The sequence below is a fragment of the Pyxidicoccus sp. M15 genome (assembly GCF_056858435.1).
On sequence record NZ_CM166495.1, the window covers coordinates 1,907,267 to 1,919,953 of the forward strand.

Below are 12,687 nucleotides of genomic sequence, written 5' to 3' on the forward strand. Positions count from 1 at the left end.
GCTCCATTGAGGGAGTGACAGGGCCCGACCCGGCGCTCGCGCTTCAACTCCAGTCCTAATGCAGTGCGCCGCGGTGGTCCAGCGAGGCCCGCGCGCCAGCGCACGCCCCGTGGCTTCCGGGGCACGCTGGCGCGCGAGCGGGCAGCGCTACTCCTGCTGCTCCACGTCGATGAAGCAGACCTTGTTGTTGGAGGCGCCGCTCCCGTTGCGAGCGTCAGCCGCCCGTCGGTCACGGTGACGTTCGCGCTGGAGGTGATGAAGCGCGCTCCCGTGGCCGGCGTGCCGGAGAGCGCGAGCTACCCCTGTCCGAGGCCGCCGACGTCGTCATCAACGATGTGCTGCGGAAGGCCGACGGCGAGGGCGGTGTCATCGCCATGGACCGGCAGGGCAACATCACCACGCCCTTCAACTCCAGCGGCATGTACCGCGGCTACATCGGCGAGGACGGCAAGCCGCAGGTGGCCATCTTCAAGGACGGGCCGCCGCCCATCGAGGCGAAGTAGGAATCCGCGCGCCCCGCTTTCACGAAAAGCTCTCAGCTGTGTCTGAGGCGGTATGCGCTCCTTCCTACTGACGTTGCTGGGGCTGGCCCTCGTGGGCCGGCCCGCCCTCGCGGCTGATGGAGACCTCGCGGTGACGGTGCTCGGCACGGGGCAGACCGTGGTCGGGGACAATGTGTGGCCGTACCAGTTCCTGCGATTGCAGGAGCCCGGCAAGGCGGCCACGTATGCCCAGTGGTTCCCACCCCGCCAGCCGGGCGTCTCGCCCACGATGATGCTCACACGTCCCTACGACGGCATCTCCTGGACGGGAGAGGCGGTGGACGCGAAGTGGGCCGCGCGGGGCAACGGTATCCACCCGGACGACAGCGAGCCGCACTACCACGCGGGCTCCTCGGCCATCGCTTACTCGCTCAGCACGCCCGACTCCATCGCGGCGGAGGCCTTCTCCTACCTGTTCCACGACTTCGGCGTGCTGGCCGTCTTCGGCCGCTTCTACGCGGGCGGCGACATCCAGAACGACCGCGACGACATGCACGCGGGGATGCGCTTCCTCGAGCAGGCGCCGGGTGTGGACCGCTCGCGCATCGGCATCCACGGCGGCTCATGGGGTGGCTTCGAGGCGCTGTACGCCGCGGCCGATGCTCCGGTCGGCGCGCGTCCTCGCGTCGGTGTGGCCCTCTTCCCGCTCTCCGACTTCGCGCGCGAGGTGGACTACCTCTTCAACGTCCTCCCCACGCGGGTGACGGACCCGGTGAAGCTCGGGCAGTACTCGACGTTCTTCGAGCCCTACCTCCGCCGCATCCTCGCCACCACCGGCCAGCCTCCGGGCTGGGATTTCAGCCGGTGGACGCGTGAGCATCTCGCCTCGAAGCTGAGCGTGCCCTTCCTCGTGCTTCACGAGGACTGGGACACCCTCGTGCCGGTGGAGCAGACACAGACGCTCTCGGCCTTGATGGGGCCGCTCGTGACGCCGCTCTACTTCCAGCACTGGGACCCGGTGGACTGGAACAGCCGGGACCTCTCCCACGGACCGTTGGTCGCCACGTACTGGAGCGTCGTCGAGACGGTGAGCCTGGGACACCTGCTGACGGACCTGGGCCGCCCCACCCAGTTCCTCGTCGTCCCCTTCACGGAGGTGACGTTGGCGACCTGGCTGTGGGACGTACGGGTGCTGCAGTGGCTGGGCCGTGACGTGCGGGCCGTGGCGCCCCTGCTGCGCGAGCTCATGGACCCGCGCGTGCTGCTGTACGAGCCGACCACCGGCAAGGTGGCGGTCGGCGCGGACTGGGTGACGCTGGTGGTCAACGGCATCTGGGGAACGCAGTACACGGCCGCCCAGCTGAGCGCGGTGCTCGCGGTGGGACTGCCTCCCTGAGCCTCTCGTACGGCGAGCCCCGGGCGAGGGCTCGCCGCGGCCGCTTCAGCTCACGCGGGGCTCGGCGCGCCCGCCGCGTTGCGGGCCATGCCCCCGACGACGAGGTGGTGGAAGGGCCGGATGACGTTGAAGTACACGGGCCCGGCCCAGTTCCGGTAGTGCACCAGCGTCACGACGTGGAAGCGCCGCCGCGGGCCTCCCGTGCGCTCCGGCTCCATGACGACGGCCAGCGTGGCCTCCAGGTGCTTGTCCGTCGCGGCCACCACCCAGAGGTGCTCCTCCTCGGCGTGGCGCACCGTGAAGAACGAGGCCGCGCTGCCCGGCGTCATCGGGATGTCCTCCGGGCGCAGGGCCTGAGGCCGGGGCAGGCCGTGCTGGCGCATCCCCAGCAGCCGCACGAAGACGGCGCGCACCCCATACAGGGCCGTCACCCACGCCGGCTGGTAGGACATCAGCGCTGCGAGGAACTCGCGCAGCGTGGCTTCCGACTCCACCGTCTTCACGTCCACATGGTCCGCGCCCTGTGCGAACGGGCGCAGCGCCTCCGGCAGCGCGGAAGGCTTCCGGGACTGCAAGAGCACGCGCAGGCCCAGCGGGACGAAGAGCCACGCCCCGGTGACGGGCATGGGCACCACGCAGAAGAGGGCCAGCCCGAGCAGTCCCCAGCCATAGCCCGCAGGGGGCGGGCGGTTCAGCGCATGCTCCACATGGCGGCACAGGGTCCCGGCCAGGAACATGAAGCCGCCCGCCGCCAGGAACCAGAAGGCCGCCGCGCGGGCGCTGGTGTCCGCGCCCACGCTGTCGAACACGCCTGCTCGCGCCATCTCCAGCAGCGGGTCCTTGAAGAGGACCAGACCCACGACTTCGTGAAGCGCTCCGGTGAGCATCAGCAGCGACCCGTTCGTCACTCGCATGCGCGGCCTCCGTGCCTGTCGTCGGATACGGTACCGTATTCCGATACGGTACCGTATAGAGCCGAGCCACCGGGGGCGCGTCCTGGACGCCAGGGAAGGGGTCCGCCAGACTGCGGTCAACGATGAGACGCACTACTTCCCGCCCGCCGGAGCCGGCGCCCTTCCGCAGCATCGAGGACATCCGCAAGCGGAACCGGGGGCCGGGCCTGTCGGCGGAGGACTGGGCGGATGCCGCCCTCTGGAGTCTCACGGACGGCGTGGACGCGCTGTCGGTGGAGCGGCTGGCCCGCAGCCTGGGCGTGACGAAGGGCGGCTTCTACTGGCACTTCAAGGACCGCGCGGACGTGCTCCAGGCCGCGCTCGCGCGCTGGGAACAGCTGGCCACCACGGACACCATCCAGCGCCTGGAGGCCCTGCCGGAGCCGAGGGAGCGGCTGCGCCAGTTGCTGGCGCTGACGTTCGAGGCGGGGCCGCATGGGCGTATCGAGGTCGCCATCGTCGCGGGCGCCGCCGCGGACCCGCGCATCCAGCCGGTCCTCGCGCGGGTGTCACAGCGGCGCATCGACTACCTGGTGAAGCTGTACCGGGCGCTCGGCCTGCCGGCTCGCGAGGCGCGCAACTGGGCCCTGCAGGCGTATTCCACGTATGTGGGCCTCCTGCACCTCGCCATCGCCAGCCCGGAGGCGCTGAGCTCGAGCCGCGCCCGCGCCGACTACGTCCAGCACGTGGCCCGGACGCTGATGCCGAAGTGAGCGGGGGCCAGTGCCCGTGTACTCCTTCGCGGGGCCGAAGGTGCGCAGGCGCAGTGGCCGCGCACGCGCTTCGGTGTGAGCGGTGCGTGGGCGCCCCTCCGCGTGATGCCCCAAAGCCGCGCGGGTATTTCGTTGGGCTGATGCTGGCGTGAGCGGGGCAGGTGTCGTGCGCTCCCTGGCGGGGGCCGAAGCTGCTCAGGCGCGACGGCTGGGCACGGACTTTGGGTCGAGCGTCAGCGCTGCCGGCGGCCCCGCGAGGCCCGCGCGCCAGCGCACGCCCCGTGGCTCCGGGGCACGCTGGCGCGCGAGCGGGCAGCGCTACTCCTGCTGCTCCACGTCGATGAAGCAGACCTTGTTGTTGGAGGCCCCGCTGCCGCTGCCGAGCGTCAGCCGCCCGTCGGTGACGGTGACGTCCGCGCTGGAGGTGACGAAGCGCGCCCCCGTGGTCGGCGTGCCGGAGAGCACGAGCTGCCCCTCCACCGCGAGCCGGAAGACGCTGTCGAAGTGGAGTGCGTCACCCGCGGCCAGCGTCACGCGGTACCTCCCCGACGGCACGGCCAGCTCCCACGTGGCGTTCGGATTCTCCGGCTTCTGCAGGTGCGTGAGGGTGTCGTAGCGCGCGTCCGGAGACGTGGTGCTGTTGCGCTGCCGCGTCTGCGCGCTGTTGTCCGCGTTCCACCCGTAGCTCAGCCCGCTGCCCCGCGCCCCGAAGACGAGGCCCGCGTCGGCGACGTAGCCCGCGGGCACGGCCGCCCCGGCCGGCAGGAAGTCCACCCGCGCGCGCAGGCCGTCCTGGTACGTGGCGGTGAGGCTGGAGGCCGTGGCCGGCGTCACGTAGCCGTGCGCGCGTGCGCCCCCGTCGGACCATGACGCCCACACCTTCCACGCGCCCGTCCCGTCCGCCTGCGCGGGCGCGGTGACATTCAGCGTGTAGCCCTCCCACGACTTCAGCGTCACCGGCGTGGTGACGGTGCTGCCATTCACCCCGAGCGCCAGCCCCGAGGGCACCGACGCCAGCGTCACGTCCACGATGTTCGGGAGCACGTTGCGCACCACCGTGGTGCTGCGCCCCTGCGAGTCCGTCGCGGTGAGCCGCACCTCGACGAAGCTGGTGGGGACGGCGGCCAGTTCCTCCGGCGCCGGCGCGGTGAGCGTGAGGTTGTTGCCGGAGGTGGCCGTGAGCAGCGGGTGGGTGTGGCTGTCGTGGTGGAGCAGCGCCTCCCAGGTGAGGCGGCTGTCCGGCAGCGTGCCGTCCTCGGCGTCCGTGGCGCTGCCCGTCAGCACCAGCGTCTGGCCCACCCGGAAGCGCAGCGTGGTGGCCGGCGAGGTGATGGTGGGCACCGGCGCGGTGTTGCCCACGTCGATGCGCACGGTGGCCGCCTGCGCGGACGTGGCCCCGCGCGCGTCCCGCACGGTGAGCGACGCCGTGAAGGCGCCGCTCGTCGCGTAGACGTGGCTCGTGGTGGGCGTGGTCGTCTGCACCGTCACGCTGCCATCCCCGAAGCTCCATACGTACGTCAGCACGTCACCGTCCGGGTCGCTGCTGGCTCCGCCGTTGAAGGACACCGTCAGCGGCGTCGGGCCGGTAGTGGGGGACGCGGAGACGGCGGCCACCGGCGGCCGGTTGCTCGTGCCGGTGTAGTTGATGCGGCGCACCTCGCCGCCGTTCGCGTAGGTCGTGTAGTAGAGCGACTGGCCCGTGCCCGAGGGGCCGAAGCGCAGCGTCACCGCGGAGCTGCCACCCAGGCCGGTGGCGAACGCGCTCACCGCCACCGTGCCGCCCGAGCGCGTCAGCTTGAAGACCTTCCCGCAGACGTAGTCGCTGAAGAAGTACGCGTTGTCGTCCCCGGGCGCCCAGGCCCCGACGGGCGCGAAGGCGCCGCCGGTAATCGAGTTGCAGTTCTGGAACGGCGAGCTGGCGTCGTTGGTGCCGTGCTTGTAGTCGAAGAGGGGGTTGGTCATCCCCGCGGGCGGCGCGCCGCAGTTGGTGGTGGAGTTGTTGGCGCAGTGGCCCTCGCGCGTGTTCCATCCGTAGTCCGCGCCCTTGATGCCCTCGTCGATTTCCTCCCAGACGCCCTGGCCCACGTCGTTGATGAAGAAGGTGCTGGTGCCCGGCTGGAAGGCGAAGCGGAACGGGTTGCGCAGGCCGGTGGCGTAGCTCTCCTGGCAGGGGCCGGTGCCGGTCGGGACGCCCGCGGGGTTTCCACAGCGGCGGCTGCCCGAGGCCGCGTACCAGGGGTTGTCCGTGGGGATGCTCCCGTCCTTGCGGATGCGCAGGAGCTTGCCCAGCAGCACGTCCAGCCGGCGCGCGGTGGTGTTCTGCCCGGCGCAGCGGCTCGGGTCGCCGAGCTGGCACCCGCCGTCACCGACGCTGATGTAGAGCAGCCCGTCCGGACCGAAGTGCAGGTCGCCGCCGTTGTGGTTGCCCGCGGTGGAGGGGATGTTGTCCAGCAGCACCAGCTCGCTCGCCGGGTCCACCACGTTGGTGTCCGGCAGCGTGAAGCGCGACACCCGGTTGACGGCGACGTTGGCGATGTTCGTCGTGCAGGTGCTGAACTTGTTGAACGTGTAGAAGAGGTAGATGTGGCGGTTGGTGGAGAAGGCCGGGTCCACCGCCACGCCCAGCAGGCCGCGCTCGGAGTTGGTGCAGAGCCGGGACGCCAGGTCCAGCGCCGGCGTCGGCAGCAGCGCGCCGCCCGACACGACGCGCAGCCTCCCGGGCTGCGTGGTGATGAGCATCCGCCCATCCGGCGTGAAGGTCAGCGCCGTGGGCTGCCCCACGGTCGCCACCAGCGCGTCCGTGTACGACGGGGGCAGGGTGATGGCCGAGGCCGCACCCTCCAGCTCCGCCCCGTCAGTCCCCTCCGAGGAGGGTTCCGGCGCGCAGGCCAGGGCCAGTACGAGCAACCACGTGAAGCGCAGGGGAGACAGCAGTCGAGGTGTCATTGATGACTCCGTAGAGGGTCATTAAGCACCTTGTCTTTTGCTGTTTAATCGTGTTTTGCGCGAGTCGCAAATCCGCGCCTGTCCACGCCTGAACGAAAACGGGCCCCGGCCAGAAGGCCAGGGCCCGTTCACCGCCGGAGCGGCGCGCTCAGTGGCGGTCGTTGCCGCGACCGCGCGAGTGCGGGCCCCCCGGAGACGCGGAGTGGGAGCGCGAGCCGTGCGAGCGGGACTCGCCCCAGCGGTTGGAGCCCCGGTTCCGGTAGTCGTTGTCGCGGCCGCGGTAGCCGTTGTCGCGGCCGCGGTAGCCGTTGTCGTGGTTCCGGTAGCCGTGGTCCCTGTAGCCGTAGTCCCGGCTGCGGTAGCCGCGGTCGTGGCTCCGGTAGACGTAGTGGCGGCTGCGGTAGCCGTAGTCACGCACCCGGTAGCCGTGGTGGTAGGCCGGGTAGCGGTACCAGGTGTAGCGGTAGCCGTGGGGGACGCCCCAGCGCGTGCGGACGCTCACGTAGGGGTACACCGGGACTGTCACCCGGACCGAGCCGCGGACGGCCCAGCCGCCCCAGGAGAAGTGCCAGGACGGGCCCCGGTGGACCCAGCGGGGCGAGACGAAGACCAGGCCGGGCCGGGGCGGCTCCACCCACGTCCCCGCCACCCACACCCAGTTGTCCCCCTCCCAGTACCAGTAGCCGGGCGTCCACGTGAGGTGCTCGGCGGGCGCGGGCGGCGGCAGTTCCACCTGGGGCGCGGGCGGCGCCTGGGTGGTGGTCAGCGCCTCGCCCGAGGGCTCGACGGGAATCTCCACCATGTTCGAGTCCGGCCGCGCCCAGCCGCCCGGCACCCAGCGCCAGCCCTGGCTGTCCTGCTCCCAGTAGCCGTTGATGAAGCGGTAGCCCGGCATCGCCGCCACCCAGGAGCCGTTGACGTAGCGCCACTGGCTGCCATCCCAGTCCCAGTGGCCGGAGGCCCACACCGCGCCCGCGTAGGGCCGGGCCGAGGGGCGCTCATCGGGCAGCGCGGGAGGGGCCATGGGCGCGGTGGGGACGTCATCCTCCTGCGGAGCGCCGTCGTCGTAGTCGCCCTCGTCGGACGCATAGCGGGAGTCGTCGGGGTCCTGCGCGGGAACCGGAGTCGTCTGTCCGTACACCGTCGGCGCCGCCAGCACGGCCACCAGGCAGACCCAGAATCGAGGAGTCATGACGTCATCTCCGTTGGATGCGGAACTTTCTCCGCGGCAGGGCGAGAGGGAGACCCGGGCCCTGGTCTGAAGGTAGGGACGGGCACCCGACGCTTCTATTCACGCGGAACGCGAAGTGTTGCCTGCCCACTGTTGCAAGACTGGGAAATCAGAAGAAACTCCCGGCATGTACCTCGCCGCCGCCGTGGTAGCCCTGGTGGTCCTGTCGCTGCTCGTTCGCCGCGTCCTGCGCTCACGCGGGGACCTGGTGGCCGCCATCCGGCAGGGGAATGCCGCGCGGGTGGAGGCGCTGCTGCGCAGGAAGCCGGAGGCGCTCGTGGCCGCCCGCGAGTCCGTGCGGGGCCCGCTCCAGGCCGCCGCGTCCCGTGGCAGCCGCGACATCGTGGAATTGCTGCTGGCGCGCGGGGTGGACCCGGCGGGCGTGGACGGCTGGGGGCAGAGCGCGCTGCACGTGGCGGCGCTGCACGGCCACGTGGACCTGGTGCGGCGCTTCCTGGAGCTGGGGGTGGACGTGAATCAGCGGGCGCGGCGGGCCACCTCGGACAAGGTGCCGGCCCGGCCGGGCGCCACCCCGCTGCACTTCGCGTGCGGCGCCGGGCAGCTCGCCGTGCTGGAGGTGCTGCTGGAGAAGGGCGCCGCCTGGGACGCGGTGGACGAGCGGGAGCTCACGGGGCTGCACGAGGTGGCCGCCCGCTCCGGCTCGGTGGAGGTGGCGCGGCGGCTCTTGGCGCTGGGCTGCGCGGTGGACGCGCTGGACTGCCTGGGGCAGACGCCGCTGATGCTGGCGCTGGCCTACAAGCGCACCGCGCTGGCGTCGCTGCTGGTGGCCCACGGCGCCAGCCCGCATGCCCGGGGGCCGCTGGAGTTCACCCCGCTGCACCTGGCGGCGCTGCGCGGCCTGGAGGACCTGGTGGCCGGGCTGCTGGCCGCGGGGGCGAACCCGCTCGCCACGAACGATTTGGGCCAGAAGCCCGTGGACGTGGCCCGCGCCGAGGGGCACGCGGCCGTCGCGTCCCTCCTGGAGGAGGCGGGGGCTCGGGCGACGGTGGCGTCCGTCGTCCCGGAGACCGCCAGCCCGGACGGGTCCGCGGCGGAAGTCGTCCCGCCGCGTCCCCGGACGTCCGAGGGCTAGCCCGCGCCTACTGCTTCACCAGCACCAGCTCGCGCGTCTGGATGAGGTCCACGTCGCCGGTGAAGCCGGAGAACTGCTCGTACTGCTTCGGCGCGACGCGGGTGCGGGGCATCCGCAGGGACTCGTTGATGGTGAGGGTGTTGCCCTCCTGCTTCTCCGCGCGGCTGAACTTGCCGAAGGTGCTGTCCACCTCGAGCGACGCCTGCGGGTCCGTCAGCTTCCAGCCGCCGGGCAGCTCCAGCGTCACCTGCGTGCGGCTGGCCTCCGTGTTGTCGATGAAGAGCGGCGTGGTGCGCGTGCTCAGCTGCACGTAGCGGCGGCCGAGCTGCGCGGGGAAGGTGAGGGGCCCCAGCGCCATCCGCTTGTCACCCTCCTGCCGGCCGAAGCGCGGCACGGTGAACTCGTAGCGCAGCACGAAGGGCGCGCCCACCTGCTCCTCGTGCTCCAGCTTCACGGCCGACAGCGCCGCGCCGCCGAAGTACCGCGCCACCGCGCCCTGGAGCGCCTGGTTGCGGCTCTCCGCCGACAGCTGGCTGAAGGCCTCGGCAATCTGCGCGGCCTCGAAGCCGGAGTAGATTTCCTCGCCCTTGCCGGTGAGCTGCCCGTCCGCGTCCAGCTTCAGGCTCAGCCGCACCTCCTTGCCGGGCGCCTCCTTCACCGGCGGCGTCGCCACCTTCTCCAGCGGCTTGCCGGGCTCCGGCAGCAGGTACGCCTCGCGCCCGCCCATGGCCGACTCCGGCAGCTCGCCGAAGGGGCCGAAGCGCACCGACGTGTCCACCCACACCGGCTCGCTGCCCGGCACGTCCACGCGGAGCGCGGCGAACGGCAGCAGGCTGTCCTGCGGGAAGAGGTACGGCGCCGGGTCCGTGTTGAAGGTGCGGATGGCCACCACCCGCGCCGGAATCCCCAGCACGTCCAGCCCGGCCTTCATCACCATCAGCCGACTGCCCCGGTCCTGCGCCACCGTGGACGCCGCGGACTGGCCCAGCCCCGAGTCCCGCCCGGAGAAGCGCTGCATCGCCGCCGCGTGCAGCGCCTTCACCGCCTCCAGGCCCTGCTTGCCTTCCGCCGCCTTGCGCGCGAAGGCCTCCACCTCCGCGGTGCGCATCCACCGCTCCTGGAACACGTCGCCGTAGACGCGCACCAGCCCGTCGTTGCCCGTGGCCCCGGCGCCCACCAGCACGAAGGGCAGGTACTCGTTGGAGGACGGCGGCGCGTCCGGCTCGGCGATGAACGGCGGCACCCGGCGCGCCTCGTAGTGGAAGACCTCCACGTCGCCGTTCACCTTCGGCGCGGGCGCCTTCATCCCGTGCGCGTCCACCTTCATGCCGACGCCCTTGGGCGCCACGACGGTGTACGTCGTCCACGCATTGGGCTGGTTGGCAATCTGGAAGTAGAAGGCGGACGCGGTGAAGCCCGGCTGCGCGGGGCCGCGGGGCCCCTCGGCCAGCAGGTACTCCACCTCGATGTAGTCACCCACCTGCACGCCCGGCAGGCTCACCGTGTCCTTGCCCTCGATGTTCTCCGGCTCCAGGACGCGGCCGTCCGCCTTCAGCGTGCGCAGCGCCAGCACCTGCGCGCCGCGCGGCACCGTGACTTCGGCGATTTCCTGCACGCCGGACTGCTCCAGCGCCTTCTGCACCGTGTGGATGCGGTTGACGATGCTGCCGTCCGGGTAGACGCGCACCGCGGCCGCGTCCAGCACGAAGGCGGACGCGGCGCCGCCGCCGACGGGCTCCGCCTCATACGCGCGGATGGCCTCCCGCCCGTCGATGGCGTGCTCCTGCAGCACCTCGCGGCCCGTCTTCGCCCGCTCCACCGCGCGGCGCAGGGACAGGTCCTCCCCCTCCATGGCCAGCGCCTTCTCGCGCAGCGCCAGCGCCTCGGCCGGCTGGCCCGCGTACTCGCGCACGTCCGCCATGCGCTTCACCAGGTCCGCGTTGCGCGGCCACACCTTCGCCAAATCCCGCAGCACCGCCGTGGCGTCGTCGTAGCGGCGCAGGGCCACGTAGAGGTTGGCCAGCGTGGTGCCGGTGCTCACGCTGGCCGGGTCCCTGGCCAGCAGGTCCACGTACAGCTTCGCCGAGGCCTCCACGTCGCCCCGGGTGCGCGCGTGCTCCGCCTGCCGCACCACCATGCCGGGGCAGCCGCGCTGCGCCTCCACCAGCGTGTCCCCGCGCTCCACCGCGTCGCGCCGGCGCGCCAGGCTGTACTGGAGCCCCAGCGCCTCACACAGGCCCGGCTGCGCGTCCAGCGCGGCCTGCAGCGACTCCTCCGCCAGCGACTCCACGTCCAGCGCCAGCGCCGCGCGCGCCCGCGTCAGCGACGCGAGGTACGCGGGCGGGCCCTTCGTCGTGTCCAGCGCCTTGAGCGTCTCCAGCGCCGCGGCCGGCTGGCCGTCGTCCAGGAAGAGGTCCGCGCGCACCAGCTGCGCGGACACGTTGCCCGGGTCCTTCGCCAGCGCCGCCTCCAGGTCGCGCGTGGCCCGGCCGCGCGCCACCTTGGTGGGCACGGTGCGGTCCACCACCGACAGCTCCGCGCGCAGCGTCAGCAGGGCCGACGTGTTGGCCTCCACCGCCGCCATCAGCCGCCGCGAGCCGTCCGCGTCCCGCCCCATGCCGTCGCGCACGGCGAGCACGGTGGCGAGCAGCGTCCCCGCCTCGCCCTCCAGCGCCGTCTTCAGCGACTCCGCCGTGGGGTAGACGCCCGGCGTCTCCTCGGAGGACTCCAGCCCCTGGCCCCACGGTTGGGGCGCGGGCCCGGTGGCGGCGGTGAAGCGCACGCCGGAGGGGCGCCCGTCCACGCGCAGCAGGGAGAAGGTGAGCACGCCGGAGGTGCCGGCCTTGAGCTGGCGGATGAGGAAGCGGTGCTTGCCCGCGGGCAGGTCCACCGTGCGCGCGGTGACGGTGGAGGAGGCGCGCTGAAAGCCCCGGCGCTCCAGGAGCGGCGAGCCGTCCAGCAGCACCTGGTGCGACGTGCCGCTCACCGAGCGCACCACGTACGCGCCCGGCTCAGTGATTTCCGCGTCGAAGGCCCACAGGTACAGGTCGCCCTCGCCGGGCTCGCCGCCCAGGTCCAGCCGCCCGTCCGGCGCGCGCAGCGTGCGCGGGGTGAGCGGACCGAAGGCGCCGGTGAAGGGGCCCGCCAGCGAGCCCGTCTTCCGCACCGGGTCCTCCTCGTCCCAGGCCAGCACGTGGAAGGGGGAGAAGGGGCCCACGAGGGCCGCCTCGCCCACGCCGCCCAGCTCGCGCAGCGCCGCGTCTCGCGCCTTCGCGTCGCCCCGCACCACCTGCACGGACAGGCGCGCGCCGCGCAGCAGGAAGGCGGCCTCTCCCGCCGCGCCCGCCGCCAGTGCCCGGTCCACGCCCTGGAGGATTTCGTCGTCCAGCGCCTTGGCCGTGCCCACCGAGTCCAGCACGTAGCGCGCGGCGAACACCGCCAGCGGGTGCCGGGGCGAGCGCGCCGCCAGCTCCAGCGCGGCCGTCACCGCCCGGTCCGTGCGGCCCGCGCGCCGGGCCAGCAGGTGCTGCCCGGCCAGCGCGTACGCGTCCCCCGCGTCCTTCGCCACGGCCGAGTCGAAGCGCTGCTGCGCCAGCACGGCGTCACCCGCCACCAGGTACGCGTGGAAGCCCGCGAGCGCGAGCGTGCGCGCCTCGTCGGTGCCCTTCTGGGCCCGCTCGGCGGCGGACTCGAGCACGTGCGGGGTGACGGAAGAGGAGGAGCGGGGGCAACCCGTCAGGGTTGCGAGGACTGCGAGCGCGGCGAGACCGCTTCGGAAGGTGCGCATAGGAGGGCCGAAGGGATAATGCAATCCCTCGTGGGTGGCCATATTCCCCTGCGCCGGGATGTCGGTTGCGAGCGTTGGGGGCCCGC

At 72.6% G+C, this 12,687-nt stretch carries 8 protein-coding genes; 4 read left to right on the top strand and 4 right to left on the bottom strand.

The annotated features are described in order from the left end of the window. The first annotated feature begins 335 nt into the window (after positions 1-335). Both ACX9TP_RS07610 and ACX9TP_RS07615 read left to right on the top strand, forming a co-directional pair. Positions 336-503, top strand: a complete 168-nt coding sequence (locus tag ACX9TP_RS07610) for an isoaspartyl peptidase/L-asparaginase (RefSeq protein WP_482979060.1) — start codon at positions 336-338, stop codon at positions 501-503. A gap of 52 nt (positions 504-555) precedes the next feature. After that, on the top strand, positions 556-1,878 hold the full coding sequence (locus ACX9TP_RS07615) for an alpha/beta hydrolase family protein (protein ID WP_482979061.1): 1,323 nt from the start codon (positions 556-558) through the stop codon (positions 1,876-1,878). Between the two features lie 50 nt (positions 1,879-1,928). Here ACX9TP_RS07615 and ACX9TP_RS07620 read toward each other — a convergent pair whose 3' ends face one another. Further along, positions 1,929-2,792 (bottom strand): DUF6463 family protein, encoded by an 864-nt coding sequence (locus tag ACX9TP_RS07620; RefSeq protein ID WP_482979062.1) that lies wholly within the window; start codon positions 2,790-2,792, stop codon positions 1,929-1,931. 122 nt (positions 2,793-2,914) lie between these two features. Between ACX9TP_RS07620 and ACX9TP_RS07625 the strand changes: the two genes are divergently transcribed. Further along, on the top strand, positions 2,915-3,544 hold the full coding sequence (locus ACX9TP_RS07625; RefSeq protein ID WP_482979063.1) for a TetR/AcrR family transcriptional regulator: 630 nt from the start codon (positions 2,915-2,917) through the stop codon (positions 3,542-3,544). A gap of 318 nt (positions 3,545-3,862) precedes the next feature. Here ACX9TP_RS07625 and ACX9TP_RS07630 read toward each other — a convergent pair whose 3' ends face one another. Then, positions 3,863-6,490 (bottom strand): PQQ-dependent sugar dehydrogenase, encoded by a 2,628-nt coding sequence (locus ACX9TP_RS07630; protein WP_482979064.1) that lies wholly within the window; start codon positions 6,488-6,490, stop codon positions 3,863-3,865. 148 nt (positions 6,491-6,638) lie between these two features. Then, positions 6,639-7,682, bottom strand: a complete 1,044-nt coding sequence (locus ACX9TP_RS07635) for a hypothetical protein (protein WP_482979065.1) — start codon at positions 7,680-7,682, stop codon at positions 6,639-6,641. Positions 7,683-7,848: 166 nt separating this feature from the next. Here ACX9TP_RS07635 and ACX9TP_RS07640 point away from each other — a divergent pair, with 166 nt between their 5' ends. After that, positions 7,849-8,814, top strand: a complete 966-nt coding sequence (locus tag ACX9TP_RS07640) for an ankyrin repeat domain-containing protein (protein ID WP_482979066.1) — start codon at positions 7,849-7,851, stop codon at positions 8,812-8,814. A gap of 7 nt (positions 8,815-8,821) precedes the next feature. Here ACX9TP_RS07640 and ACX9TP_RS07645 read toward each other — a convergent pair whose 3' ends face one another. Continuing rightward, a complete protein-coding gene (locus tag ACX9TP_RS07645) occupies positions 8,822-12,601 on the bottom strand; it encodes a hypothetical protein (protein ID WP_482979067.1) in 3,780 nt (1,259 codons plus the stop codon). Between the last annotated feature and the right edge of the window lie 86 nt (positions 12,602-12,687).